This is a genomic window from Paenibacillus campinasensis, from assembly GCF_002272015.1.
GTDB classification, from domain to species: Bacteria; Bacillota; Bacilli; order Paenibacillales; family Paenibacillaceae; genus Paenibacillus_AQ; species Paenibacillus_AQ campinasensis.
In genome coordinates this window covers 99767-125666 of record NZ_NPBY01000045.1, presented here as the reverse complement: position 1 = coordinate 125666, position 25900 = coordinate 99767, and the positions used below count along the sequence as shown (strand labels likewise).

Genomic DNA, 25900 nt, shown 5'->3' with positions numbered 1-25900 from the left:
TTATAGAGGGACGCGGCCCGCACAGCCTATGTCACGAATCGAACATTTCTGCACCTTTGGCAACATCATTGCTCCCTGTACTCATGGGGTGTCATTCCATACAGCTTGCGGAACATTTTGCTGAAGTACTGCGGGTTCTGGTAGCCAAGCTCAGCTGTAATTTCGTATATTCGTTTGTTCGTATGCTTAAGCAGATAAAGCGCCCGTTCCATGCGCTTCCGGATAATATAATCGCCCAGCCCTTCGCCGGTCTCGCTTTTGTAGATCTTAGATAAATAGACGGGATGCAGATAGACTCTGTCTGCAATCGTTTTGACGGAGAGCTCATGACCGTTCTCGGCTGCCACCATGTCCTGTACCTGACGCACGATGCGGCTCTTGTGGCGCTGGTCCTGACCCGAGTCGATCTGGACCAGCTTGTCCAGCATGTCCAGGGACCATGCCCGAAGTTTACTCACCGATTGAATAAGCTGCTGAATATACAGCGGGTCCCAGCCGGCCTGGTCAAGCTGGTGAATTAAATATCCCTGCTTGTGTGCGATATACATATAAGCATTGCTTATGTGCAGAAACACCCCGTACAGCTGCGCTTGTCCGATGCAGGCCTGCTCCAGCACGGCAAAAACAGCTTCCAGCTTGCCGCGGGCATCCTCCCATTGCCTCGTCTCCAGCAGCTGATAGAGGGCTGGCGGCTGGTCCAATTCCGCCACGGCTTGGATCAGCACTTCGCTTGAAGCTGCCGCTTCATTCATAAACCGGATTTCGCCGCGGTCGCTCTGGTCCAGCACATACAGCGATGACAGTGCCGCGCGATAAGTATCGGCCACGCTGCCGGGGAAGCGGAACATCGGCGTAACGAGCACCGAAATCTCCCCTTTCAAATAGCTGCTCACATGGTGCTGCAGCTGCTCAGCATACCCTTGCAGCAGCACCTCGGCCGGCTGTGTTCCGCTGCCGGCTGCCAGCCCCTGGCCATCCTCCCTCATCTGAGCCAGAAGAATCATGCAATGATGAGGCGCCTTGCCGCACCATATGTGGAAGCGGTCCTTAAATACCTCTTCCGCCATATTCACGATGGCATATTCCATCAAACCGGCCGAATGCTCATCCAGCCCCGTAAATCTGCTGCCTAGCTGAATGAGCAGCATCGCTGTATCCCGATTCATATCGAAAGCGATTTCATATTCAACAAGCTTGGTTGTTAACATGGGAACAGACAGCTCCCTGCCGAGTGCCAAGTCCTGCAGCAGCCGCGTCCTCAAGTGGCCAAGATCCGACTTCCAGCTGTGCAGCAGCTTGTAATAGCGTTCAAGCTCCATCCGCTCCTCCTGAATGGACCGGATCGCAGCCGCAATGCTATGGATGAACTCCCGGTCATCCACCGGCTTCAGAATATAGGCCGAAGCCTGCAGCTGGACGGCTTGCTTCGCATATTCAAAGTCCGAGTAGCCTGTCAGCAAAATGCAGCGGATATGCGGCCAGCGCTCGGTAATCGTCCCGATCAGCTCCAGGCCCGACATCTCCGGCATTCGGACATCCGTCACCACGATGTCAATATCCAGCTCCTCCAGCCTGTCAATTGCCATGAAGGCTGAGGAGGCTTGATACACCGCCTGAATGCCGATTTCATCCCAGGGAATCGTCTCCCTCAAGCTTTCGGTGACATAGCTCTCATCATCAACCAGCAATATATTCATCCGCTTCCTAACCTCCTCTGCTCCCGCTGTGCTTCAGCGGGCTGATGGTCCATCGCAACCGGCCAGTACAGCTCTGCCCTTGTTCCTCCCAGCGGAGAATTGCTGAAGCGCAGGCCAGCCTGTTCTCCATACCTGAGCCGCATTCGCTGATGGACGTTCCAGACACCACAGCCCATATTCTCATCCATAGGCCTGTTCATGCGGGCTTCAAGCTCCGCAAGCTGCCCGTCACGCATGCCGACCCCGTTGTCATCCACGATGACAACCGCCCTGCCGTCTTCCACCCGAAAGGAAACCTCGATTTCTCCCGGGCCTGCCTGAGGCTCGATTCCGTGCAGGACCGCGTTCTCGACAAGAGGCTGGATCACCAGCGGCGGAATCTCTAGCGCCTGCTCCAGCGCATGCGATGCAATGCGATAGGTGAGACGATTCATCCGCAACGTCTGAATGTTCAAATAATGAGAGACAAACTCCAGCTCGTCCGCAATCGGCACAAGCTCCCTCTCCTGCCGGGTCGTATAACGGAAATAGCGCGACAGACTATGGGACATGGCCACGACCGCCTCGTATTTTTTCAGCTTGGCCATGCTCGTAATGAACGAGAAGCAGTTATAGAAGAAATGCGGATTGATTTGCGACTGGAGCTGCTTCAGCTTCGCTTCCCGGACATGGATTTTCTCCAGGTACACTCGCTCGAACAGCTCTTGAATCTGCTCGACCATGGAGTTAAAACGGGCGGCCAGAAAGCTGAATTCATTCTTCCCCTTCACCTGCATCCGTACTGAATAGTCCCCGATCTGAAGCCTACGAAACACATGAACCAGCTGTTTGACCGGCACCTGCACCTGGGAGTAGAGCAAGTAAGCGGTCACACAACCCATCATAAGCAAGGCTGCAATCGAGAGGTAAAACCGTTTGTTGGAGGTCATAATCGGCTGCATAATATCGGACAAGGGCAAATAATCGATCAGGTACCAGCCTGTCGCCTCCGACATCACGAGACTGACCGAATACGTTTTACCGTCCACCTTCTTGACACGGTTCTCCACCTTGTGCAGCGGCTCGCTGCTCAGCTCTGACAGAATGCTGCTGATCCGGTCCCGGTCAGCGGTCCGATTATAGATGACGCCGGTGCCCGGCTTGTAGTAAAACGGATCCCCTCTTCCGTCGCTTTTGAATCGATCCAGCATATCCTGAATGTTCGTGCTGTCGAATTGAACCTTCGTCACGGTGTTGTACCGGCCTGACATCGAGGAATACGGAGCGGCGGCATACCAGGAAAAAAGAAAGCGCTGCTCGCTTCCTTCCATATAAGAGGACACCTGCCAGCCCGGGGTCAAATGGCTCTCCAGCTCCGCATGGGAATAATAGCCGGCATCATTCTCTGTCACCACCCTGCCAAGAGACGGCGAATACACCGCCAGATGGCTACGCCAATTCGAGGAGCTCTGCTGAAGACTCAGCTTCGTCTGGATCTGCTTGACCAGATTGATCGCGTCGAGATTCAGATCATCGTCCTCCAGGTAAATTTCCCGGAAGCTTGAAATATCGGGATCATGCAGCAGCAGATTGGGCCATGAAGCCAGAATGTCGATGTCCGTGTTCACCTGATTTTGAAAAAAGACGAGCTGGTTCGTATTCGAAGCGCTCAATTCCCTGCTCAGCACCGTGGTTGTCGTTTTGTTGGAGTATAGATACAATCCCATAATCGGAATCAGCATCAGAAAAATAAACAGCACCATTTTGCGATACAAATTAAATCCGGACATTCAAAACATCCCCTGTTCCCCTATGGATGCGGACAGCATGCCAAATACGTTTATTATAATGGAGCAAGTCCTGGCGGCATACGGCATGATGACAAGGTTTTATGATGTTTTTGCAGCCAATTGACTTGAATTCATGAAAAAAGGTCTGTGATCAACCTGGAAGCTAGAAGCCCCGAACACAAATGCTTCATAACGCAGCACGGCCTGCCAGCATTCATCACCCATCGGGTCATGGCTTGGCAGGCCGTTGCGTTGACAATCGGCGCGCTAATGGCAATTACCGCTTCCGCTTCGGATCGGAAGCAGAAGTCTGAACTTCCGTTTCCGTCTCCCAGCCCTCCTCCGGTGCAGGCGGCCGGTTGCGGAAGGCCGCAACAATGAACAGCGTGAGCACGGCCATGCCTGCCATCACCATAAAGAGCGAGTGCAGGCTTCCCTCCAGCACCTGGCTCAATACGCCGCCCGCGCCCTCAGGAAGCTCCGCCGCCTCGTGAGGAGACAGCAGCTTGTTGATATCCTCACTCGTAATGGCTGCAGCTTCCGGGCTGGCAGCAATCCCCTTGGCGATTTCGGCGTTGATCCACAGCCCGAACACAGCTACACCCACCGTCTGGCCAAAGGTGCGGATGAAGGAATTCAGCGCGGTCGAGGCCCCGCGAACCTGATAACCGACCGAGGACTGGGCGATAATCTGGAACAAGGTGGAGATATACCCGAAGCCCACGCCATATATGAATGTATAGATGAACAGCAGCCCCATCGGGGTGTCTTTTTGCGTGCTTACCAGCCCGGCAGCCCCGATGATCAGAGCGATCGTGCCAATGATGGCCGTCACGCGGGAACCGATTCGCGGAATGATCCGGCCGCTGATAATGGAGCCGATCAGCCAGCCGATCGACATCGGCGCCAGAGCCAGACCCGACTGAGTCGCATTTCCTCCTCGGACCCCTTGTATCCAGAGCGGCAGGTAGGTGCTGAGCCCGATAATGAGCGCGCTGACAAAGAGATTGGCAGCTGTGGACACCGCGATGTCCCGGATTTTGAACAGCCCGAGCGGCAGCATCGGCTCCTGCACCCGGCTCTCTACATATAGAAATGCCCCCAGCAGCGCGATCGAAGCGAACAGCAGTGCCAGCATGAAAGGCGAGGTCCAGGCATAGGTCTCCCCGCCGACCGCAAGTGCAAACAGCAGCGCCGTCGTTCCTACCGCGAACAGCCCAGCTCCCGCATAGTCAATCGAAACTGAGCGCGGGCTGCGCTCTTCCAGAAAGTATTTATAGATCAGCCAGATCGACAATAATGCAAAAGGCACGTTAAACACAAAAATCCAGTGCCAGGATAAATAGTCCACAAAATAGCCGCCCAGAAGCGGACCGATCAACGAGGAGATGCCCCATACCGAGCTGATCATCCCCTGTACCTTGCCGCGCTCCTCCAGGTTATAGATGTCCCCGATAATCGTGAACGTCACCGGAATGACAGCACCCGCACCGATCCCCTGGATGGCGCGAAACACGATCAGCTGGGTCATGGACTGCGACAAGCCGCACAGGAGGGAGCCAATCAGAAACACCAGCGAGCCATAGAGGAATACCGGCTTGCGGCCATACAGATCGCTGACCTTTCCGAAGATCGGGGTGGTTACGGTCATCGTAAGCAGATACGCGGTAAAAATCCAGCTCATCAGGCTGACGCTGCCAAAGCTGCTGATAATGGCCGGACCGGCAGGCCCGACAACCGTTCCTTCAATGGCAGCCATAAACGTGGACAACAATAACCCTGCCAATATATAGCCGCGCTTGTTATGTTTTACTGTACTCAAGTCCATATACGCCCCTTTATTCTGTACGAGCCGCGGCTGCATCCCTATGTAAGTTCCGCCCCGCAAAAGGATTGACGACGAAGCTCTCGCTTCACCGGGACACAAATGCGGCCTACAGCATAAGAAGCCCTCCTGTACAGGAGCGCTTCCAACTTGTGTAATATTTCTATTATACTGTTTGCCCTGCCGGATGGGGAGTCTTGACTTTTCCGTCCTCCAGATGGAGGATACGCGCGGACGCTTCCTGCACCCAGCCGGGATCATGTGTGATCATGAGCACGGCGGCGCCTTCCCCGATTACAAATCGGCACAGATGGTTCACGCGGTCTACCGCCGCATAATCCATGCCCGAGGTCGGCTCATCCAGAATATACAGCGGCTTGGGGATGACAAGCTGGCTGATCAGGCTGAGCAGCCGCTTCTCACTCTGGCTCAGCAGATAGGGAGATATCTGCTCGCGCCCAACAAGGCCGGCCGCTTCCAGCAGAAAGCTTGCCCGCTCCAGCTGATCGCCGGCAAACCCGGTTCTGTCCCGGCTATGCGCTCCCGCATGGAGCGCATAGACCAGCTCATCCCATACGGTCCAGGCGGTAAAGGTATGCTCCGGCTGCTGAAATACGTAGCCGATATGCTCTGCTCTCCGGTAAACCGGCAGCGCGGCCATATCCGCTCCCTGCCAGTACAAGCTGCCGGAACGTGCAGGCAGCAAGCCCATGATGAGGCGGCTGAGCGTGGTTTTGCCCGAACCGTTCTCCCCGGTGAGGAGCACCCATTCGCCGGGATATAGGCGAGCGTTTACGCAGTCAAGCGCCCTTCGGCCGCCGGGATACGAGAAGCTCAGCTCGCGTATGTCCAGCAGTGCCGAAGATGCGCCGGCGGCGGGCGATGCGGCTCCCGGCCCGCTCTTGGCCGAGGTGGCCGGGGCGTGCAATGCCCCGGCGCCGGAGGCCAGCGGCGGAGCGGCCGCTGGCGGAGCGGCCGCTGGCGGGGCGGCCGCTGGCGGGGCGGCCGCTTCCAGCGCGGCAGCTCGCGCCCCGGCGGCAGGCGGGGCGGCCATCGGCCCGCCCGCCGGGCCCGCGCCCCGGGAGCCTGCGGCCCGGGGCAGCACGCCCAGCTGCGCCAGCTGCTCACCGCAGCGGCGCAGCAGCTCCTCCGGCGGCGCGTCCAGCACCGCGCGGCCGCCGTCCAGGACGATGACGCGCTGCGCTGCGCGCGCGACATCGTCAAAGCGGCCGGACGCGGTGATGAGCGTCCGGCCCTCGGCCTGCAGCATGCGACACAGCTGCAGGAAATCCGCCTGCGCCGCAGCGTCCAGGCTGGCGCAGGCGTCGTCAAAGACGAGCAGCCGCGGCTTAAGCGCCAGCACCGCGGCGATCGCCGTCCGCTGCCGCTGTCCTCCGGACAGGCTGCGGACGGGGTCTGCGCGGCGGTCCAGCAGCCGGACCGCCTGCAGCGCTTCCTGGACCCGCCGCTCGATTTGCTCCGGCGGGACTCTCATGTTCTCAGGGCCGAACGCCACCTCGTCCTCGACAATGCCTTGGACGAGCTGGGCATCCGGGTCCTGAAACAGCACCCCCGCCGCCTCCGTTACCGCCGAGAGCGGCGCATCCTTCGGGTCGATTCCGTCCAGCTGTACCTGACCCGCCCGAACTCCGCCCCCGCTTCGGGGCAGAAGCCCGTTAAGCAGCTGGCACAGCGTTGATTTTCCGCTGCCGCTGGGGCCGACAATAGCGACCCATTCTCCTGAGCGGATGGCCATCGTTACGCCTTCCAGGGCTGGCCGCTCTTCTCCGTCATATGTAAATCCGAGCTCGGTACAGATGACCTCCGTGCCTTTCATACCGGGTTAACTCCGTGCCCCGGCCGCAAACCGCCGCAACAGCCCCGATTTGACGAGCGCGTCGCCAAGCACCTTCGTCAGCAGGCCGCACACCACAATGCCGCTGGCAATCCGGACAACAAGCGCAGCGCCAAGCACGCCAATCGGCCAAGCGGTATAACCGAACATGATCGAAGCAAACAGGAACCACAGCGGCACCATCGCGCCTCCTGTCAGCATCATCACGCCCGCACTCCAATTCCTGTAACGGAAGATGGCAAAGATCGCCTCTGCCACTACCATATAACAACCAGCGGCTACAAAGCATGATGCGATGCCGTAAACCGTTCCCGTTAAGGCCTGAATGGTTCCTCCTATGGCAAATGTCAGCACGGCCGTACCCGGCTTGCGGATGATGTAATAGGCCAGCAGACCGTAAACCATATAAATTCCGGTCGTTGTCGAGGTTGCAATCGGCCCCCCGAGGCTGGTGAGCAGCTTGTTAACCGGACCGATGTACACTGTGATCACCGCATTGACCGCAGCCAGCATCGCCATCAGGATAATTTCCTGGGTTGTAAACGAGAACCATTTATGATGGGTAGACGCGGATGAAGACACTTGAACTCCTCCTTGAACTGCACTTCCCTTGCTTCTTCGGAAGTGTTTCGCTGAATTTTGTTACTCTAGTATTTTGCCTTCTCCGATCCGAAACGTCAACCTATTTTATTAGTTTAAGGTTAACAATTTAGACAATCCAGCACACAAGCAAGGTCAATAGCACGCCAGCCGCAGCCGACCACGGGCTCCACCAAGGAATCGCAACCGCTTTGCGAAACGTCCGATCCGGGAAAGCGCCGAAGCCTTTGCTTTCCATCGCTCCGGCCGTCTGCTGGACCCGCCGCAACGCATTCAGCAGCACCGCGGTGACAAACCGCCCCCACCAGCGGATGCGCCCCGTTATCCCTTTCGGCGGACGATGCCCCCGCACCTGATGGGCGGCCAGGATCTGGGTGCCCTCTGCCTCAAGCAGCGGAATGAACGTCAGGGCGGCCGAGATGCCAAAGGCGAACCGGTACGGCAAACGAAGCCTCACCACCATTTCTGTCACAAGCGCTCTTGGATCGGTGGTCACGATGTACACCAGCGACGACAGGAACAGCACAATCATGCGCAGCGACATTGCAGCGGCGGCATTCAGCGCCTCGGCGGTGAATGCAAGCGGCCCCCATGCGAGCACAACCGTCTCGCCCGATGCCGTAAGGCTCGTAAGTACAAAATACGGAACAGCCACAATCGCAATCAACCGGATGCCCCTGGCAATCCGCATCCATGACAGACCTGCAAGGCCGCGGGCTGCCGCGATGCACAATAGCAGCAGCCCGGCCTGATGCGAGAAATGATCCAGCACCATGGCCATCACCGCCACGCAGAACAGTACCGTCATTTTGCTGAGAGGATCCATTCTGTGCAGCAGCGTATTTCCGGTTTCAAATTGAATCAACACATCCAACAACTCCTAGCATCTAAGCCTTGGTCTGCGGCGGAAGAGCATTCCACTCCCTGCGCAGTATGGACAGGACCACCGCATCCACAGCGCCTCTGTCCGAGTAACGATATTCCCGCAGCGTCCCTTCAAGGACGAAACCCATTTTGTGAAAAAAAGCGGCCGCGCGCCCATTATCCCGGTCACAGTATGCCTCGATCCGGTTCAATTCCATCTGCGAGAAACCATAATCGATACATAGAGACAGCGCTTCTTGCATATAGCCTTGGCCCCAGTAGGCGCTGGCGAGCTCACAGCCGATCTCCCCGCGATACGCCCCCTGCAGCTGCCACAAATTGTAGCCGCAGCTGCCGATCAGCGTTCCCGTCTGTCGCAGCTCAATGCCCCAGCGCAGCGCTTCATCCTCTTCAGCCAGCTTGTTCAGCGAAGCGATTAAAGCGGCGGCGGCCTCCGCCCCGTTGATCGCCGGGATCTCCAGGAATCGAGCTGTTTGCGCATCCGCCCAGCACGCATACATCGCTCGTCCATCCGAAGGCTCCATCCTTCGGAGTCTGATTCGCTCCCCTGTCAGCTCGGGAATATCGCCTTGACAGCGGTACACAGGCATCTCTCCTTTTTCGGCATCAGAAATCCGTGTTTGGCTTCCAGCAAGACATGCGCTGCGGGGAATGAGGGAGCTGGCCATTTACACGGAAGTTGGGCCTCTCAATTTTTGATCATCAGGAGTGGCAAACCTTATTTTCGGTGATACTACCCGTTGTCAGCTATTCGCAGCATGCGATTCCAGCCGCTTCCGGGTACAATATAGAGGAGTATAGGCAGCGTTCGTATCGATGAACAGCCTGCTATTCGATTAATCCTGGAACCCTCGTTGTGGAAAACAACCTTACAGCTATATTGATTCATCCGAAGCACTCCCGTCAATACTGCATCCACGCATGCATAACCGAAACAAGGAGGCCAAGTGTAAAGATGTACATTACTATCTCCATTCTGCTGGTTATTGTGATTCTTGCTGCCGCGATTACACAACTCGGATATTTGCAAATTACGAGAATGAGAGTAAGAAATGATCACCTTCTGTTCTCCATTCTGGAAAAAGCCGGGTTATACAGCAGGGAGCGTTATGAGGCGCTTGAGAAACAAGAGGTCGTGATCACCAGCTTCGACGGACTGAGGCTGTGCGGCGACGCTGTGGAGCGTCATCCCGGCTCCAAGCGCTGGGTTATCATCGTTCACGGCTACACTGGATCAAGGGCGTTTTCTACTCAATTTATCGATATGTTCGTGGAGGAAGGCTGCAATGTCCTGCTGATTGACCAGCGCAGGCACGGCCGAAGCGAGGGGCGTTTTACCACTTACGGATATTACGAAAAATATGATGTGCAGGCATGGGTTCGCTGGCTTACCCGGGAATACGGAGCGGATATCAGCATCGGACTGCACGGTCAATCACTGGGCGGCGGAACAGTGCTTGAATACTTGGCGATCGCCGACCCTCAAGTCAAATTTGTCGTTGCCGACTGCCCTTATTCCGATCTGACCGAGCTGCTAAGGCATCAGTTGACCACGCTGAACAAAATCCCTTCCATTCCGTTTCTGTCCTGGGTGGCCTCCCGCATCCGGCGCAAAGCAGGCTTCAGCGTAGAGCAGGTGAGCCCGATCCGCGCCGTGCGGGACAGCCGCATCCCGGTTTTTTTCATCCATGGCACGGACGACAACTACGTTCCGACCCGGATGAGTATGGAGATGTACGAGCAGAAGCCCGAACCGAAACGACTGCTGCTCATTAACGGAGCCAATCATGCCAACGCCTATCATGTCGATCCGGCACTGTATCGGTCCGAGGTGCAATCGTTCACCCGGACTTATATCGGATCGCCGGATCATGTTCGTTCCGCTGTCCCATCATCGGAATCCGAACCGTCCGGCTCAGGTTCAGGCACATCGGTCGAGAACCGCATTGCCCCGGCCTGAATCGCAACAGCCAACACAACAGCCCTCCCTGACGGTAGCTGCCAATGCAGCTTCCTTCCGCCAGGGAGGGCTGTTATTCTGTTCACATCTTAGCGTCTTAGACCGCCGAATCGGCCTTCTTCATCTTGACCGGCTTCAGCACGAGATCGACGAGTTCACCCAGCTTGCGCTGGATCTCCTTGAATTCCTCAATGCCTGCTCCGGTTATGCTGTAGCTATCGCCGTGGGCGGTCAGGAAATTGTCCTGTGTCAGCCGCTCAAGCTCCAGCTTGACCTCTCGGTCTGCCACCTTGTATCCTTCCCGTTCCAGCTCCTCCTGCATGCCGCTGATCGTAAGATCCTGCTCATGGGCACGGTATAGCATGTAGATGCCGATTAACAAGTTTTGCACGTCTGCCCGCATGTTTGCTTCTCTCCCTTCCGGTTCAGTGTAGCGAACGACCATTCAATGTTCATTACCCTTCCACCTGCAGCCGGAATCACGGGTTGCCCTCCTTGCTTGCCTCCGGTACGTTAGAGCCATGCTTGACGAACCCGTCACCATGTACTATCTTGGAGCATGGATACATCTGATATCATCAGCCATACTATACGGAAAGGCGGGATTTCGCCGTGTTTCAAAATATACCTTACGAGGGCACCCGAAGCGAGCAGCAGGCTCAGGTGCTTGGTCAATTAAAAGCTCTTATCCACGACGAACCAAGCGCCATTGCCAACCTGGCCAATGCGTCGGCGCTGCTTGGACATTTTCTATCCGATATTAACTGGGTCGGCTTCTATCTGTACGATGGCAAAGAGCTGGTGCTCGGCCCGTTCCAGGGACTGCCAGCCTGCATCCGGATTCCGCTGAACCGCGGCGTATGCGGAGCAGCCGCCTCACAGCGATCAACCGTGGTCGTCGAAGACGTCCATGCCTTCCCCGGCCATATCGCCTGTGATGCTGCTTCCAACAGCGAAATCGTTGTCCCGATGATCGTGAACGGCGAGCTGTACGGTGTGCTTGACATCGACAGCCCGCTTAAAGGACGCTTTGATGAAGAGGACCAGGCCTTCCTGGAACAATTTGTGCACCTGCTCGAAGATCAGCTTTCGGTCCAGAATTAACAAACCCTGCATGTTTTTGTGTATTCCTCCACACACTAATCTGGGCCTGACCCAACATCACTTAGGAGGAATACACATGTATCAGAATCAATCGCAAATCGCCAGCCAGATCCGCCAATGTGAACAAATGATCCAGCAGCTGACCCAGCAAACGCAGCAAGCGACCCAAATGTATCAGCAGCTTCTGCATCAGGAGCAGCAGAACGCCATGCGTCTGGAGGAGCTGGCTCAACGTGAGCGGCAGGCGGTTCAGATTATCCAGACCGCGCTTCAAGGTCATCAGCAGGCGATGCAGCAGTATCAGCAAATGTCCCAGATCGTCAGACAAGTAGAAAGCTCTGCCGCAACGCAGAACATCTCGCACATTCAGCCGAACTTCGGGCAAACCTCGCCAAATTCACATCAGCCATTCCCGGGTTCGTCCAACGGCGGATTTCAATAAACGATACTGAGGAACGGCAGCATCACAAAAAGAGCGATTATCGCAGCAAAACCCTGCGAATGATCGCTCTTCTTTCTATCGATTCGGGCTTCTCTCTGCGAGCTTGCCTCACTTCACAACGAACTCGATTTCCGTTGTCAGCTTGTATACATCGGGCGCTTCGGCTTCCCCTTCTATCTCCGGTGCCTGAACGAGAAAATCGGCAGACCCGTATACGACATAACGCCCTTCCGGAAATCCGTTGTCGAGCGACTTAATAAATTGCTTGTACGCATCGTTATCCTCGCCATTATAACCATACGCGCCCTTGTAATATTCGCGTAACGGCTCGCCCTTCTTGAGCGTCGTATGAAGCAAAGGCTCATTCATCCCATAGGAAATGTCATATTCCCGGGTCAGTTCACGGATCGGAAACCAGAATGGAGATGCGGCATGCGATATCGTGATTTCGTCCTCTTCCCCTGTATATTCCAGCTCAGCATACAATTGCACCTGTTCCCCTGCAGCATATTCTCCTTGTTCACTGACCAACCGGTAGACAAAATCTCCTTCGACCCTCTCCGAGCGGCTCTCGCGAGCGGGCTCCTCCGTGTCCGGGACAGACGACGGCACCTCGTGCGCGACCTGGCCTGTGCAGCCTGCAAGGACTAACAGAAGCATCCATATGGACCATAGTGACTTTTTCATATTCATCACCTCACCTACCAGACGAGTGAACGGTGAACGAGAGGCAAGGTTGCAGCTATTCCGTTCGCTCAGACAAGCAAAAAGCTGCCCCCGGCGGCCAGCGCAGCTCCGGGGACAGCTTGTGTACATAATACATGCAGCTTGCGTATGTGAATAACCGTTCTTTCACGAATTCTGTCTATGTTACAGCACACTTCCGCCAAACAGGAAACGATGCTGCCACGAAGAACTGAAATCTCCAACCAGAACGCCTCCGGATTGCTTGGAGTAAGTATGCAGAAGCTTGCCGTCGCCAAGGTAAATGGCCACATGAGTAATCCGCTGCTTGGACTTGTCCACTCCAGCGTATGCGGATGCCGAAGAGCCTCTGTAGCTCATGAAGAATACAAGATCCCCTCGCTTCAATTCACTCAGCCTGTACACATCCGTTCCTTTATCCTTGATCCAGGCACCTTGGGTGCGGGAATTGCTCGGCAGTGTAATGCCTGCCCCTTCAATGAATGCACGGCGCACGAAATCCGAGCAGTCAAACGTTCTGGTGGAGCTGCGGTTAGAGCCGAACTCGTAAGGCGTGCCCAAATATTTCATCCCGGCATTGATCACTCTCTCAACCGCTGCGTTGGTGGCCGGAGCCTTGCTGCCAGAACTGCCGGAACCGGAAGATGTTCTTTGAGCCGTAATATATTTCGCCGAAGCATAGCCCTGATTGCCTTTCGAATCGACAATTCTATACCAGCTGGAATTGCTGGCCAGAATCCGAACATTGTCACCCTTGTACACTCTGGCTACAACCTTGCCCGAAGTCGAAGGCTGACTTCTCATATACACATTGGAGTTCGCAACTCCTGTAGTTACAGACTGCGTGGAAGCGGCTTGGACCGGACTTGTGAATCCATGGCCGTAAGAACCTACAACAACTGCCGACAGTAGCGTCCCAGCCAACAACTTTTTGAAACCTTTTTTCGTAAGAATGGTTGATCTCCCCCATCTGGCATGATTAGAATTACGAACCCATCTCGTAATCCCGCACTCATTATAGCCAGCCTGTCCACCGGGACGCATGCTACTATATGCACAAATGGGTATGCCAACTATTGCCAAGAAGGAGGACTTTTGTCGCTTTTCCAACATAAATTTAGTATAAATAGATTAATTTGTATTCAAAATTTGGGGGATGCTTCCAGGTAATTGAAAAATGGGAATGACAAATCCAGAGCCTTCGGAGAATGATAGGTCCTTCGTTGGGGGATTATGGTTAAACAACGGGGAAATCCATAAAAAAAGTCTGCCCTCTAATAATACCGAGGTACAGACTAAAGTCTAGCGCACGTTGCGCCCGGACTTCCACTACAATATTGTCATATTTTCAGGGGCGTTTGGCGTAGAGCGGGTAGCCCGGATCACGAGGAACGTCGATCAGAATCATCCGGATATCGTCTGAAGCCAGCAGGCTCCAGCCTTCCGGCCCCTCTGAGCCATGCTCGATCACCATAAAATCACGATGGAGAAAAGGCAGCATGCTCCCATCATTTTCCGAATCCCTATACCAGACACCGCCGCCTCTTACAGCAAGGGCCGCCAGCATCCGTCCCGGCTTGAGCTCATAAGCAGCCTTATGTCCGGCCAGCACTTGCAGATCGATCATATGTACATCCACCGAGACGTCTACCGGCGATCCGTCACCGATAATTATTTTGCGGGAGCCCCCGTCGAACGGAAGGACCGGCAGCTGGTCGGATATATATTGGCGACAGGCCGGATTCTGCTTCAGCGCATTGCGAAGATGCGGCTCCAGCCAGATCTGAAAGCCTTCGGCGTCCGGGCCCGTATACCATTCTTCATGCTGTATTCCCGAGCCTGAACGCATAAGCAGCAGATCGCCTGCCACCGCTTCCTTATGCCCGCTGTACTCATCCTGATGAACGGTCTTCCCCTGGATCATATAAGTCACGACTTCAAAACCTTGGTGGCGGTGCATCGGGGCATGCCCTTCCAGCGGCACCCCGAGCCAGGACCAGTAAAAAAGCGGGCCTACCCGCGTCACCGCTCCTCCCTCGCCGGAGAGTGCAATCGGCCTCAGCTCTATTATTCTCCCGTCATCCATCACACTTCTCCCCTGCTTGTCAGGTGTATATACTTCCCCCCTCATATTCCGCCTCCTTCGGTTGGACATCCATTTGTGACTATTCTGTGAATCCTCTCTCATCTTATCTCTAACTTAAGACGATATCAACGTTTCATAATTATCGTCTCTGCAATCGCTTCTCCATACACTGCATCAGCCGCTGAAGGCGAGGGATGATGCGTCCCGGGAAAGACGCGTCCCGTATTTCCGTTTAACGCTCTCGTTCTGCAATTTGGTACAATACAATCGGTACTGAATGTATATAAAGAAGGGATTTTACAATATGTTCAAAATCTTGATCGTTGAGGATGACGCCGCACTTGTCAGTCTGCTGACAGAGCATCTGCACAGATTCGGATATGACACGCTAGCCATCGATGATTTCGAAACCGTGCGTGCACAGTTCGAGGCCTATGAGCCGCATCTTGTTCTCCTGGATGTCAATCTGCCGAAATATGACGGCTACTACTGGTGCCGCCAGTTCCGCAGCCTCTCAACTTGTCCGATTATTTTCATTTCTGGCCGGGACGGCAAGATGGATCAGGTGATGGCCATCGAGAACGGCGCGGACGATTATATGACGAAGCCTTTTGACTACGAGATCGTTATGGCCAAAATCAAAAGCCAGCTCCGGCGCGCCTATGGCTCCTATGCAGCCGGACAGAACGAACGGACGCTGTCAGTCGCCGGCCTCCTTCTCGACATAGAACGCCTGACCCTGTCATGGAAGGATAACCGGGTTGAGATCAGCCATACCGAAGCGATCATCCTGGATGAACTGATGAAAAAAAGCGAGCAGGTGGTTAGCCGTGACCGGCTTCTGGAGAAAATATGGGATGATCAGGCTTTTGTGGATGACAACACGCTCAATGTATATGTGACCCGGGTCCGCAAGAAACTCGCCGCGCTCGGCATCCATGACGGTCTGCAAACGGTGCGCGGACGCGGATACCGGCTGGTGCCGAACTGGGGGGATACACCATGAAGCTATTCCTGCAGGATCAGCGTCCGCTGATCCTTGTATATATAGGTCAACTGCTTGTCGTGACGCTCATCTATCGCCTGGGTGGATTCCAGAATACGTCGGTTAGCTTGTATGCCGTGCTGATCAGCATCCTGCTGCTCGCAGGTTATCTGATCTTCCGGTATGTAGCCAATCGCTCCTTCTATAAGCGTCTGGAGCAGGCGCATCGGCCCGATGGGCCGCTGACCGGCGAATCTCGCGCGGAGACTTCGCATACGCCGATGGCCGAGGCGCTGCATCTGCTCCTGAGAAGCCAGTTCCGTTATTATGCGACTGAGCTGGACAGCTACAAGGTTCGAATCGAGAACCATATCCGCTTCATTAACCAATGGGCGCATCAGATGAAAACACCGCTGGCTGTCATCCATCTCATCATTCAGGACGAGGATGATCACCGTTTTGCAGCGATCGCAGATGAGCTGGACCGGCTCAAGAAAGGGCTGGAAACGGTGCTCTACACCGCGCGTCTGGATACCTTCGAGCGAGATTTTTATGTGGAGAGCCTGCCCTTGGAGAGCGTCGTCCGTTCGGTCACCTCCGAGCAGAAACGGCTGTTTATCCGCAGACGCATCTATCCATCGATTCGTATAGACGCTGATCTGAAGGTGACCACCGATGAGAAGTGGCTTTCTTTTGTTCTTACCCAGCTCGTCACGAACGCAATCCGCTATACCCCTCATGATCAGGGAACCATTTATTTTGAAGGCTTTCGGCGGGAGCATCAGACCGTGCTGGAGGTGCGGGATGAAGGCATCGGCATCCCTCCGAGCGATTTGCCCCGCATATTCGAGCCTTATTTCACCGGGGAGAACGGACGCCGTTATCAGGAATCCACCGGCATGGGGCTGTACCTTGTCAAAGAAATATTGACCAAGCTGGGGCATGACTTTCAGGTGGAGTCCCGGGTGAACGAAGGCACCACATTCCGGATTCTATTCGCGGAGGACACTTGATTCCCTTTATAGAAACCTTACAAGGTTGTAATGCAACTGTAAGTTAGCAACATGGCCCGAGGGGAAAGGGCTGATCTACAATATAAGCATCGGACGTGAGGAGTGAAGAGCGATGCCGATACTGGATGTCAGGCATTTATCAAAAATCTACGAGGGCAAAGTCGCTCATCAAGCGCTGCATAATATCCGATTCACGGTGGAGCAAGGCGAATTTGTCGGCATTATGGGGCCTTCAGGCAGCGGCAAAACGACGCTGCTCAATCTGATCGCCACGATGGACCAGCCTACCGCCGGGGAAGTGATGATCAACGGGCGCAATCCCCATCTGCTGAGCAGAAACGAAGCCGCCTTGTTCCGGCGCCGGGAGCTGGGCTTTGTGTTTCAGCATTTCAATCTGCTGGACACCTTGACGGTGGAGGAGAACATTGTGCTGCCATTAATGCTGGAGAGCGCTCCGCTGAACATGATGGAGGACAAGGTGAAGCACATCGCAGCGCAGCTTGGGATCGAGTCGATTTTGCCTAAACGGACCTACGAAATATCAGGCGGGCAAATGCAGCTTGCGGCCATTGCCCGAGCGCTCATCCAGGAGCCTTCTCTTATATTGGCCGATGAACCGACCGGCAACCTCGATTCCAAAGCCTCCAGGGAAGTGATGAGCACGCTGTCTGCATCAAGCCGGGAGGCTTCCGCCACCATCCTCATGGTTACACATGACCCGGTAGCTGCCAGCTACTGCGACCGGGTGCTGTTCATTAAGGATGGGCAGCTGTATAACGAGCTGTACTGCGGCGATCATCGCCAGGCGTTCTTCCAGCGGATCATCGATATGCTTGCGCTGCTGGGAGGGAAGAGTCATGACCTTTCGACAATTCGCTTCTAGCAATGTTCTGCGGAACAAGCGCACGTATGCCGCTTATTTTCTGTGCAGCGCGTTTTCGGTCATGATTTTTTTCATATGCACGTTGTTTATATACCATCCGGAGCTTCGGCAGCAGATTTTCTATCCGGTCGTGGTGCAGGCGATGGCGGGAGCGGCGCTGATCATGTATGTGTTCTCGTTTTTCTTCGTGCTGTATTCGGTTGGCGCCTTTATGAACACACGCAAACGCGAGTTCGGCATTCTGCTCATGCACGGCATGACAGATCGTCAGCTTGGCAATATGCTGTTTCTCGAAAATATGATTATCGGCGTCAGCGCCATCGCAACCGGGATTGTGTCCGGCATCATTACAGGAAAGCTCTTTCTGATGGCCGGGTCGGCCTTTCTCGGCATCTCGCCGCTGCCGTTCCGTCTGCCAGCCGGCGCGCTCGGCCTGACCGCCGCCAGCTACGCCGTCTTGTTCATCATCATTTCATTGTGCATTCCATGGCTGCTCCGGTCGAAGAAGCTGATCGATCTCGTTCAGTCCGGACAGCCGCTTCGCCCGGAGCCCGGTGCTTCCCGGGGCCTGTCGGTCCTCGCCGTCGTTCTGCTTCTGCTAGGTTATGGTCTTGCAGCGACATCAACTGCTTCCACACTGACATACCGCATGGTTCCCGTGACATTGATAACCATTGCCGGCACCTATCTGTTTTACACCCAGCTGGGGGTGAAGCTCGTCGGACGGATCGCCCGCAGCCGCCCTTTTGCCTGGAAGCAAACGAACCTGATCTCGCTGGCAGGCCTCCATTACCGGCTCCGGGATCATGCCCAGCTGTTCTCGATCGTAACGGTCGTGCTGGCGATCTCCTTCTGCTCCGTCGGGGTCTTCGTCTCTATTCCGGTGCTTAGCAAGCAGTTCGAAGAGGACTTTCCCGCCGCGGTCGGTTATATGTCCAAGGAGGGAAACTCGCTGGATGCTGCGCATCTGTCCGAGATCAGCCAGGAGCTTGGGAGCCGAAGCATTCCATTTGAAGCGCTGACGCTTCCGATCAAGTATGTGCAGGCGCAGCCCTCAAGGGCTGACAGCCAGCCCGGCCATCTGCTCACCTTGATGTCATACTCCGACTACAAGCAGGCGGTGCTCATGTCCGGTCAGCCTCTGATCGACGAGCCCCCCGCCCGGGAGGAAGCGCTTGTGCTGGTGGCCTCACAGAACGACAGAACCTACCTGCGGGGAAGGAAGCTGACTTCGCATGTGCTCACATCCGGTCTGACGCTTCAAGAGACCCGGTACACGAAGCATGTGGCGGTTCCGGAATATTTGCTGCCGGACCTGGAGGACGAGCATATTAGCGGTCTGGTCGTTCATGACGAAGTGTTTGCGGAGCTGTCTCACACGCTGCAAACCGATCTCTATACCGGATTTTATGTGGAGGATTACAGGCAGACCGAGGCGCTCGTGCCCGAGCTGGCACCCGGCGGAAGCGTCCGTTACACTGAAGGGCTGCCTTACGCACTGACCGTCAGCGGAACCCTGTATTCCATGAGGGACAGCCTGTACAGCATTCTGCTGTTTGCAGCACTGCTCGTCGGCACCGTATTCTTCATTGCCGCCGGGAGCTTTCTCTACTTCCGCCTATATGCCAATCTGGATGCGGATCAGCGGCATTACGCAACGTTATCGAGGCTGGGTATTACGGACAGCGAATTCAGCCGGATTGTGACCGGTCAGCTCGGACTGCTCTTTTTTGTCCCGATCGGGCTTGCGATTGTACACAGCATCTTTGCATTTATCGCCCTCCAGAGCTACTTTTACTTATCGATAGCGGCCGAAATGGGCGTGGTGCTTGTCAGTTTTCTGATGATGCAGGTTGTTTATTTCTTTTTTATACGGAGCCAATATTTGCGTAAGCTGAGAAAGTCGATGGTATAATCGTCGAGTTTCCGATCGCTTAAATCGCTAAGCTTATCTAATTGAGGTGTTATCGTTGGAGAACTGGATTACAGATATCATGGAGCAGTTTGGCTATATCGGTGTTTTTCTCATGATTGCACTCGAAAATATTTTTCCGCCGATCCCCTCTGAAATCATACTGACCTTTGGCGGATTTATGACCACCTACACATCCATGACCGTGCCCGGCGTGGTCGCTGCGGCAACGCTCGGATCGGTAGTCGGCGCCGTCATCCTGTACGGAATCGGCCGATTGCTCGATGTTGAGCGGCTGGAGAAGATTGTCGAGCGCTGGGGACATATCCTCAGAGTGAAAAAAGAAGACATCCGCAAGGCGGACGCCTGGTTTGATAAATACGGGTACTGGACGGTGCTGTTTGGACGGATGGTGCCGCTCATTCGCAGCCTGATCTCCATCCCTGCGGGCATGTCCAATATGAAATTTGGCATGTTCCTGCTCTTCACGACGATCGGAACCTTGATCTGGAATGTTATTCTCGTCACCGTAGGCGCCATGTTGGGCGAATCCTGGGAGGATATTATCGCCTTTATGGATGTGTACTCCCATCTTACGTATGCGGTTATTGCCGTGGCTCTCGTCGTGCTGCTGTTCCTGTTCTTCCGCAAGCGGAAGAAATCGGCATAGCCTTTCGTTTACGCCGCTTTTCGCGCTCACTTGAATTTATGAATGAAGGAGTATGTCGGCTATGGATTTTCTAACGATTCTGAAGGCGATTATTCTCGGCATTGTCGAAGGCCTGACTGAATTCGCCCCGGTCTCCTCAACCGGCCATATGATCATCGTGGATGACATGTGGCTGCAATCGGAGGAATTTCTGACCAAGTATGTGGCTAACACATTCAAGGTCGTCATTCAGCTCGGCTCCATTCTGGCTGTGCTGGTTGTATTTAAGGACCGCTTTCTCGATCTGCTCGGGCTAAAGCGCTTGAAGCAGGAGCAAGGGCAGCCCGTGCAGGGCAGCAGGCTCAAGCTGACTCAGGTTATCGTCGGCCTCATTCCGGCCGGGGTGCTCGGCCTGCTGTTCGAGGACTATATTGACGAGTATCTTTTCTCCACCGGAACGGTGCTGATCGGGCTTGTGCTCGGTGCCATTTTCATGATCATTGCCGACCTCCTCAGCAGAAAGAAGCCGCAGGTGTCCTCGGTTGACCAGATTACGTACCGGCAGGCTTTTATGGTAGGACTGATTCAGTGCCTGTCACTGTGGCCCGGCTTCTCCCGCTCCGGCTCGACGATATCCGGCGGGGTACTGCTCGGGATGAGCCACCGCGTGGCGGCCGATTTCACGTTTATTATGGCGGTGCCGATCATGTTCGGGGCAAGCTTCTTGTCTCTGCTGAAGAACTGGGAGTATTTCACGCTGGAGGCTCTGCCGTTCTTCATCGCCGGCTTTGTGGCCGCCTTTGTGTTTGCCCTCATCTCGATCCGGTTCTTCCTGAAGCTTATTAACCGGATCAAGCTGGTACCATTCGCTATCTATCGGATCGTGCTGGCGGCCGTCATTTTTATAGTGATCTATCTGTAAACGATGGACACTTCAACAATAACGGAACTGGAAGACGTTATTCCCGGGATCGACAGGATGAATTTCGACCCGGAAATCAGCGCATCCAGTTCCGCTTCCTCATGATCAGCTTAACGCCACCACGACCTTGGTGAATCCACGCTCTGTTTACTTCACAGCCCCCTGCGTAATCCCGTTAATAATCCATTTCTGGGCAAACAGATAGATGATAATCATCGGCAGCATCGCCATCAAATAAGAGGCAAACGCCAGGTTGAAGTCGGTATTGAATTGCCCCTGGAAAATATACTGCACCAAAGGCAGTGTATAGGAGTCGGTGTCGCTAATGATGATGAGCGGAAGCAGAAAATCATTATAGGTCGACAGGCAGATCAGGATGCCGATCGTGGCGTTAATCGGAGCCATCATCGGGAAGATGATGCGCCAGAATGTGCCCCAGGTCGAGCCTCCGTCCACCCGCGCCGCTTCCTCCAGCGCCACCGGTATGGATTTGATATAACCTACATACACAAATACGTTGAACGCCAAGGCATATACCGTATGCAGAATGGTCAGTCCGACCAGATTGGTCATATTTAGTCCCGCCGCCAGCTTAACCAAGGGCAGCATAATAATCGGAAACGGAATGAACATCGCACTAATAAAATAAAAATACAGGCCTTTAAAAAACTTGCGATCCATATTGCGCGCGATGGCGTAAGCCACCATCGAATTCGTGAGCAGGGTCAGAATCACCGTGGCGGTTGTCACAGCCGCGCTGTTGCCCAGGGCATTGAAGAAGTTGGTCATTCTGACCGCATTGGCAAAGTTCTCAAACCGAAGCTCTGTTGGCAGGCCGAAGACGGAAACCAGCATGTCCTCCGGCGATTTCAGAGCGATGGTCATAGTCATGTATAGCGGAAACAGAATGAAAATGGTGCCGAGTGCAATCAGAAGCATAACGATCCAGTTCGTTTTGGTTCGCATTACATCTCCGCCTCCCTTCTCTGCAGAAACCGGATTTGAAGGATTGAAATGCCCGCGATCAGAACGAAGTAAAGCACCGAGTTCGCAGACTGGTAGGCAAATTCTCCTCCTTCAAAGCCACCGGTATAGATCAAATGCGATATCGATTGAGTCGCCCGGCCTGGACCGCCATTAGTCAAAGCCACGATCTGATCGAACACCATCAGCGAGTTTTTCATCGCCAGCACCATGTTGATCGTAAAGAACGGTGCAATCAAAGGAAACGTAATTCTCCAAAATTCCTGCCATCGGTTAGCCCCGTCGAGGTTCGAGGCCTCGTACAACGTCTGGTTGATCGTCTGCAGCCCGGCCAGATACAGAATCGTGTTATACGCGATGCCCTGCCATACCGCCACGATGACAATCCCGATCCAGGCATGCTGCTCGCTCCCGAGAATATTGGTGGAGAGCCAGCCGATACCGAGATTTTGCCCCCAGATTGTGAATACGTTCGAAAACAGATAATTGAATATGTACCCGACAATCAGCACACTGAGAATATTGGGCAGGAAATATATGCCCCGAAAGAAATTTCTCGCTTTGATCTTGGCATTCAGCCCCATCGCAATCAGCAGACTGAAAAAATTAATGAGAATCGTTACCACAACCGCAAACTTGAACGTGAACCAGTAAGCGTTGCCAACGTTATTGTCTTTAAACAGGTTGACATAGTTTTTGATCCCGATGAAATCAAAGCGGTCGCCAAAGCCGTTCCAGTTCGTGAAGGAGTAATACACCCCTTGCAGCGCCGGCAGCGTGAGAAAGACAAAGAACAGCACGACCGCCGGTATCGTCATGAGATAAAATGTCGTGAGCCGTTTGTTCATGGGAACCTCCTAAAAGTTTTCGAGGGTAACTACTTTGGAATTACTGCGAGAAAACTCGCTTCGAAAGCATGCACCAAGTTTTCGAGGGTAACTACTTTGGAATTACTGCGAGAAAACTCGCTTCGAAAGCACAAACCAAGTTTTCGAGGGTAACTACTATGAAACTACTGCGAGAAAACTCGCTTCGGAAGCGCAAACCGTGTTTTCTCCCATCCGTCAACGCCTGTCAGCCACCTTGTCCCATTCGGTGTCCAGCCTTCTCAAATAGGCGTCAATATCTCCGTTCTGCAAAAAGGATTGGACAATTGAGCTTAGCTGAACGGCTGCGGGAATATAGTGATCCGCAAAATCCACAACCCGTCCCTGTTCAAGGTACGGCTGGAGCTCCGCTACCGCCGGGTCATCCTGCTTGACCCCCTTCACGGTGGAGAACAATGTCTGCTCCGTGATGTACTGCTCACTATTTTCCGGCTCAAGCAGAAACTCGATGAACCGCAGCGCTTCTTCTTGATGAGGCGAATCCTCCGCTACTGCCAGCAATGTGTCAACACCTGAGATCAGTTTGTTCTGCTGTGGGTCATTGCCGGTCGGAAACGGGAAGAACCCAATCTCGATATCCGGATTCGACTTCCTGATCTCCGGAATCGCCCAGGTGCCCTGGATGTACATCACCGACTCTCCTCTGGCGAAGTCCCGGTTTCCATCGGCATAGCTTTTCCCAAAGTTATCTCCATGGCCGTAATCCATCAGCGCCAGCTGCTTCTCGGCCACCTCGCGATAGCGGTCTGCAAAGGTCACCTGATCTTCACGCCGCTGCAAATAAAACTCGATCCCCTCCAGATTCGAAGCCAGCGCATTAAAGGGAAGCACGGTCTGCCAGTCATCCTTGTACGTAAAATAAAACGGGATCTTCCCCTCATCCTTTACCTTTTGGGCAACGGCGAGAAGTTCATCCCATGTCTCCGGGACCGTCAGCCCCATCTCTTCAAATAATTGTCTGTTATACATAATGCCGTTTGCATTCGTAGAGAACGGGATTCCCGTGACCTCCTCCATGCCTGACACATCCTTGAGCATTTGTACATAGGTGGCGTCAACCTGTTCCAGAAGCGGGCTATTCGTCACATCCATAAAAATGCCGCTTTGCGCCAGCAGCGAATATGTATCCGTAGCTCCCATGCCAATAATGTCTGGAATATCATTCTTGACAACCCTCGTTTTCAGTACAGTTTCCGCATCCGGCGGATTAACCTGAATGACGGTAATGTCGGACTGGGACTGATTAAATTTATCCACCAGCGCATCGAACGTCCCCTTCGCTTCCGGCTTGTTCTGAAAAAATTCAATCTGCACCCGGCCGGTGTCCGCCTGACTGCTGCAGGCAGTCAGTGCGATGAGCAGCAGCAAGCCGCTTATGATCCTTACTCCGAGTCTCATCAGCAAAACCTCCGTTTCATGTCTAAGTTCGGCAAATGCTGACGCCTGTAGTATGTAATACCCTGTACGCTTGGTTGGTAAACGCCCGAGATCACGGCACCCGATCAGCAAGCCGCACGGGCAGGCATTAAAAAAAGCAGACCAGGCGTTATCTCCTGATCTGCTTCGGCTCTTGCTATAGGTGAGTAAGCTTACGGCCTACTCAAGCCATTTTTTCTCGATTTCTGCAAATCTGCCTTGCAGCTTCATTTCGTCCATCCACATTTCCAGGAAACTCGCATAGGCGAAGTCTCCACGAGGAATCATGTAGCCTTTCTCGTTGTTGGTGAACGGTGCGTCTGTCAATGCAGCATACAGTCTGGAATCAGCTTTGGCATACGTGATCGCCTCGATTGTATCGGTGATCATCACATCGTATGTACCGTCAGCTACCAGATGCGGAATGTCCAGGTTGTTCGGAACGACTGTTACGTTAGCTTTGGTCAGGTGCTGGCGAACGAAGACTTCGTTCGTTCCGCCCGGATTCACACCGATGCGAACGGTCGGCTTGTTAATATCTTCAATGGTCAAATACTTGTCTTTGTCTTCTTGACGGATCAATGGAGCTTTACCGAAGGACATGTAGCCTTGAGATACATAAGCTGTTTTTTGTCTGTCCGTGTTACGGGTAACTCCACCCACCGCGATGTCGAATTTGTCATCCAGCAAATCCTTCATCATTGTAGACCAGGAAGTCTGCACGAATTGAACCTCCACACCCAGATCCTTACCAAGCTCCAGCATAGCGTCTACATCATAGCCTTCATATTCATTCGTTTCAGGATTCAGGTATGTAAATGGCTTGTAGTCGCCGGTCATACCTACGCGAATGTAACCTCTTTTGATGATTTCATCAAGCTGAGATTGTTCCTGCTGTTGCTTCTTTACTTGACCCGGTGCATGGGATGCTGCAGATTTTGCACTTACGTCTGGCGTTCTCAGAACCTCATTTGCAGCAAATCCTGTTGCTACCAGAGACAAACTCAAAACCCCAGCAATAAGTCCTTTTTTCCAATTTTTAGCCATTTAGAATTCCTCCCGTATTTCATGTTGTAAATCCGAAGCTTCCTAACGCCGCCTTGAGCTGGTCCATGTCAGACCTCACTCTTACACCTCTTGATGTTCCGATGGGAGCCGTAACCCGCGACGGGGAATCCCCCCTGATGAACAGTGCATTCGAAGCATGGACAACAAGAAGTGGCAGCGTTATCGTATTCTCCTTGTTACATGCTCAGGATGAACCATGCGTCATCGTGCTGATTACAGCTCCGGCTTTCTCTCCTGGTGGCATCCCCCCTCT

General features: G+C 54.1%; 24 protein-coding genes. 9 read left to right on the top strand and 15 right to left on the bottom strand.

Annotated elements, in window-relative coordinates; translation table 11 throughout:
- Positions 1 to 65 precede the first annotated feature (65 nt).
- From CHH67_RS14960 to CHH67_RS14930, 7 genes are all read right to left on the bottom strand, one after another.
- Positions 66 to 1697: a response regulator gene (locus CHH67_RS14960; RefSeq protein WP_095265992.1), complete on the bottom strand. Its 1632-nt coding sequence runs from the start codon at positions 1695 to 1697 to the stop codon at positions 66 to 68.
- A complete protein-coding gene (locus CHH67_RS14955) occupies positions 1694 to 3466 on the bottom strand; it encodes a sensor histidine kinase (RefSeq protein WP_095265991.1) in 1773 nt (590 codons plus the stop codon). The genes CHH67_RS14960 and CHH67_RS14955 overlap by 4 nt, the downstream gene beginning before the upstream one ends.
- A gap of 277 nt (positions 3467 to 3743) precedes the next feature.
- Complete coding sequence (locus CHH67_RS14950) at positions 3744 to 5288, bottom strand: MDR family MFS transporter (protein ID WP_095266053.1); 1545 nt, start codon at positions 5286 to 5288, stop codon at positions 3744 to 3746.
- A gap of 169 nt (positions 5289 to 5457) precedes the next feature.
- On the bottom strand, positions 5458 to 7128 hold the full coding sequence (locus CHH67_RS14945; protein ID WP_095265990.1) for an ABC transporter ATP-binding protein: 1671 nt from the start codon (positions 7126 to 7128) through the stop codon (positions 5458 to 5460).
- Positions 7129 to 7134: 6 nt separating this feature from the next.
- The gene (locus CHH67_RS14940; RefSeq protein WP_095266052.1) at positions 7135 to 7665 is read right to left on the bottom strand and encodes an ECF transporter S component; all 531 of its coding nucleotides are present in this window, start codon (positions 7663 to 7665) and stop codon (positions 7135 to 7137) included.
- 190 nt (positions 7666 to 7855) lie between these two features.
- Positions 7856 to 8614 carry an energy-coupling factor transporter transmembrane component T family protein gene (locus tag CHH67_RS14935; RefSeq protein WP_095265989.1) on the bottom strand — a complete coding sequence of 253 codons (759 nt, stop codon included), beginning with the start codon at positions 8612 to 8614 and terminating at the stop codon, positions 7856 to 7858.
- 19 nt (positions 8615 to 8633) lie between these two features.
- On the bottom strand, positions 8634 to 9215 hold the full coding sequence (locus CHH67_RS14930) for a GNAT family N-acetyltransferase (protein WP_095265988.1): 582 nt from the start codon (positions 9213 to 9215) through the stop codon (positions 8634 to 8636).
- Between the two features lie 371 nt (positions 9216 to 9586).
- On the opposite strand from CHH67_RS14930, the gene CHH67_RS14925 reads away from it, so the two are divergent.
- Positions 9587 to 10591 (top strand): alpha/beta hydrolase, encoded by a 1005-nt coding sequence (locus CHH67_RS14925; RefSeq protein ID WP_095265987.1) that lies wholly within the window; start codon positions 9587 to 9589, stop codon positions 10589 to 10591.
- Positions 10592 to 10688: 97 nt separating this feature from the next.
- Here CHH67_RS14925 and CHH67_RS14920 read toward each other — a convergent pair whose 3' ends face one another.
- Positions 10689 to 10994, bottom strand: a complete 306-nt coding sequence (locus tag CHH67_RS14920; RefSeq protein WP_095265986.1) for a hypothetical protein — start codon at positions 10992 to 10994, stop codon at positions 10689 to 10691.
- A 209-nt stretch (positions 10995 to 11203) separates the two neighbouring features.
- Between CHH67_RS14920 and CHH67_RS14915 the strand changes: the two genes are divergently transcribed.
- Entirely contained in the window at positions 11204 to 11695 is a 492-nt protein-coding gene (locus CHH67_RS14915) for a GAF domain-containing protein (RefSeq protein ID WP_095265985.1), read from the top strand.
- A 76-nt stretch (positions 11696 to 11771) separates the two neighbouring features.
- Positions 11772 to 12137, top strand: a complete 366-nt coding sequence (locus CHH67_RS14910; protein ID WP_095265984.1) for an AMP-dependent synthetase and ligase — start codon at positions 11772 to 11774, stop codon at positions 12135 to 12137.
- Between the two features lie 108 nt (positions 12138 to 12245).
- Here the strand turns inward: CHH67_RS14910 and CHH67_RS14905 are convergent, their stop codons facing one another.
- The 3 genes from CHH67_RS14905 to CHH67_RS14895 all read right to left on the bottom strand — a co-directional run bounded on the left by CHH67_RS14905 (position 12246) and on the right by CHH67_RS14895 (position 14973).
- Positions 12246 to 12797, bottom strand: coding sequence for a hypothetical protein (locus tag CHH67_RS14905; RefSeq protein WP_244908206.1), 552 nt, complete (start codon positions 12795 to 12797; stop codon positions 12246 to 12248).
- Positions 12798 to 13007: 210 nt separating this feature from the next.
- Positions 13008 to 13766 (bottom strand): C40 family peptidase, encoded by a 759-nt coding sequence (locus CHH67_RS14900; RefSeq protein ID WP_230875603.1) that lies wholly within the window; start codon positions 13764 to 13766, stop codon positions 13008 to 13010.
- A gap of 424 nt (positions 13767 to 14190) precedes the next feature.
- Positions 14191 to 14973, bottom strand: coding sequence for a pirin family protein (locus tag CHH67_RS14895; protein WP_095265981.1), 783 nt, complete (start codon positions 14971 to 14973; stop codon positions 14191 to 14193).
- Positions 14974 to 15232: 259 nt separating this feature from the next.
- On the opposite strand from CHH67_RS14895, the gene CHH67_RS14890 reads away from it, so the two are divergent.
- The 6 genes from CHH67_RS14890 (at position 15233) to CHH67_RS14865 (ending at position 21292) form a co-directional block, all read left to right on the top strand.
- Positions 15233 to 15934, top strand: a complete 702-nt coding sequence (locus CHH67_RS14890; protein WP_095265980.1) for a response regulator transcription factor — start codon at positions 15233 to 15235, stop codon at positions 15932 to 15934.
- Complete coding sequence (locus CHH67_RS14885) at positions 15931 to 16926, top strand: sensor histidine kinase (protein ID WP_095265979.1); 996 nt, start codon at positions 15931 to 15933, stop codon at positions 16924 to 16926. Before CHH67_RS14890 ends, CHH67_RS14885 begins: the two co-directional genes overlap by 4 nt.
- A gap of 112 nt (positions 16927 to 17038) precedes the next feature.
- Entirely contained in the window at positions 17039 to 17809 is a 771-nt protein-coding gene (locus CHH67_RS14880; protein WP_095265978.1) for an ABC transporter ATP-binding protein, read from the top strand.
- The gene (locus CHH67_RS14875; protein WP_095265977.1) at positions 17784 to 19724 is read left to right on the top strand and encodes an ABC transporter permease; all 1941 of its coding nucleotides are present in this window, start codon (positions 17784 to 17786) and stop codon (positions 19722 to 19724) included. Before CHH67_RS14880 ends, CHH67_RS14875 begins: the two co-directional genes overlap by 26 nt.
- A gap of 55 nt (positions 19725 to 19779) precedes the next feature.
- Positions 19780 to 20391, top strand: coding sequence for a DedA family protein (locus tag CHH67_RS14870; protein ID WP_095265976.1), 612 nt, complete (start codon positions 19780 to 19782; stop codon positions 20389 to 20391).
- 61 nt (positions 20392 to 20452) lie between these two features.
- Positions 20453 to 21292: an undecaprenyl-diphosphate phosphatase gene (locus CHH67_RS14865; RefSeq protein ID WP_095265975.1), complete on the top strand. Its 840-nt coding sequence runs from the start codon at positions 20453 to 20455 to the stop codon at positions 21290 to 21292.
- Positions 21293 to 21439: 147 nt separating this feature from the next.
- On the opposite strand, the gene CHH67_RS14860 is transcribed toward CHH67_RS14865, so the two are convergent.
- The 4 genes from CHH67_RS14860 to CHH67_RS14845 all read right to left on the bottom strand — a co-directional run bounded on the left by CHH67_RS14860 (position 21440) and on the right by CHH67_RS14845 (position 25626).
- Positions 21440 to 22258 carry a carbohydrate ABC transporter permease gene (locus CHH67_RS14860; protein ID WP_095265974.1) on the bottom strand — a complete coding sequence of 273 codons (819 nt, stop codon included), beginning with the start codon at positions 22256 to 22258 and terminating at the stop codon, positions 21440 to 21442.
- Positions 22258 to 23124, bottom strand: coding sequence for a carbohydrate ABC transporter permease (locus CHH67_RS14855; protein ID WP_095265973.1), 867 nt, complete (start codon positions 23122 to 23124; stop codon positions 22258 to 22260). The genes CHH67_RS14860 and CHH67_RS14855 overlap by 1 nt, the downstream gene beginning before the upstream one ends.
- Positions 23125 to 23340: 216 nt before the next feature.
- Positions 23341 to 24561, bottom strand: coding sequence for an ABC transporter substrate-binding protein (locus CHH67_RS14850; RefSeq protein ID WP_095265972.1), 1221 nt, complete (start codon positions 24559 to 24561; stop codon positions 23341 to 23343).
- Between the two features lie 198 nt (positions 24562 to 24759).
- Positions 24760 to 25626 carry a transporter substrate-binding domain-containing protein gene (locus CHH67_RS14845; RefSeq protein WP_095265971.1) on the bottom strand — a complete coding sequence of 289 codons (867 nt, stop codon included), beginning with the start codon at positions 25624 to 25626 and terminating at the stop codon, positions 24760 to 24762.
- Positions 25627 to 25900: the final 274 nt, after the last annotated feature.

Bases quoted from the DNA above. Each gene is read 5' to 3' on its own strand.
- CHH67_RS14850 (WP_095265972.1), bottom strand. From the start codon at position 24,561: ATGAGACTCGGAGTAAGGATCATAAGCGGCTTGCTGCTGCTCATCGCA.
- CHH67_RS14845 (WP_095265971.1), bottom strand. From the start codon at position 25,626: ATGGCTAAAAATTGGAAAAAAGGACTTATTGCTGGGGTTTTGAGTTTG.
- CHH67_RS14960 (WP_095265992.1), bottom strand. From the start codon at position 1,697: ATGAATATATTGCTGGTTGATGATGAGAGCTATGTCACCGAAAGCTTG.
- CHH67_RS14860 (WP_095265974.1), bottom strand. From the start codon at position 22,258: ATGCGAACCAAAACGAACTGGATCGTTATGCTTCTGATTGCACTCGGC.
- CHH67_RS14895 (WP_095265981.1), bottom strand. From the start codon at position 14,973: ATGAGGGGGGAAGTATATACACCTGACAAGCAGGGGAGAAGTGTGATG.
- CHH67_RS14855 (WP_095265973.1), bottom strand. From the start codon at position 23,124: ATGAACAAACGGCTCACGACATTTTATCTCATGACGATACCGGCGGTC.
- CHH67_RS14920 (WP_095265986.1), bottom strand. From the start codon at position 10,994: ATGCGGGCAGACGTGCAAAACTTGTTAATCGGCATCTACATGCTATAC.
- CHH67_RS14880 (WP_095265978.1), top strand. From the start codon at position 17,039: ATGCCGATACTGGATGTCAGGCATTTATCAAAAATCTACGAGGGCAAA.
- CHH67_RS14875 (WP_095265977.1), top strand. From the start codon at position 17,784: ATGACCTTTCGACAATTCGCTTCTAGCAATGTTCTGCGGAACAAGCGC.
- CHH67_RS14925 (WP_095265987.1), top strand. From the start codon at position 9,587: ATGTACATTACTATCTCCATTCTGCTGGTTATTGTGATTCTTGCTGCC.
- CHH67_RS14945 (WP_095265990.1), bottom strand. From the start codon at position 7,128: ATGAAAGGCACGGAGGTCATCTGTACCGAGCTCGGATTTACATATGAC.
- CHH67_RS14940 (WP_095266052.1), bottom strand. From the start codon at position 7,665: ATGGCGATGCTGGCTGCGGTCAATGCGGTGATCACAGTGTACATCGGT.
- CHH67_RS14910 (WP_095265984.1), top strand. From the start codon at position 11,772: ATGTATCAGAATCAATCGCAAATCGCCAGCCAGATCCGCCAATGTGAA.
- CHH67_RS14885 (WP_095265979.1), top strand. From the start codon at position 15,931: ATGAAGCTATTCCTGCAGGATCAGCGTCCGCTGATCCTTGTATATATA.
- CHH67_RS14905 (WP_244908206.1), bottom strand. From the start codon at position 12,797: ATGCTTCTGTTAGTCCTTGCAGGCTGCACAGGCCAGGTCGCGCACGAG.
- CHH67_RS14955 (WP_095265991.1), bottom strand. From the start codon at position 3,466: ATGTCCGGATTTAATTTGTATCGCAAAATGGTGCTGTTTATTTTTCTG.
- CHH67_RS14890 (WP_095265980.1), top strand. From the start codon at position 15,233: ATGTTCAAAATCTTGATCGTTGAGGATGACGCCGCACTTGTCAGTCTG.
- CHH67_RS14865 (WP_095265975.1), top strand. From the start codon at position 20,453: ATGGATTTTCTAACGATTCTGAAGGCGATTATTCTCGGCATTGTCGAA.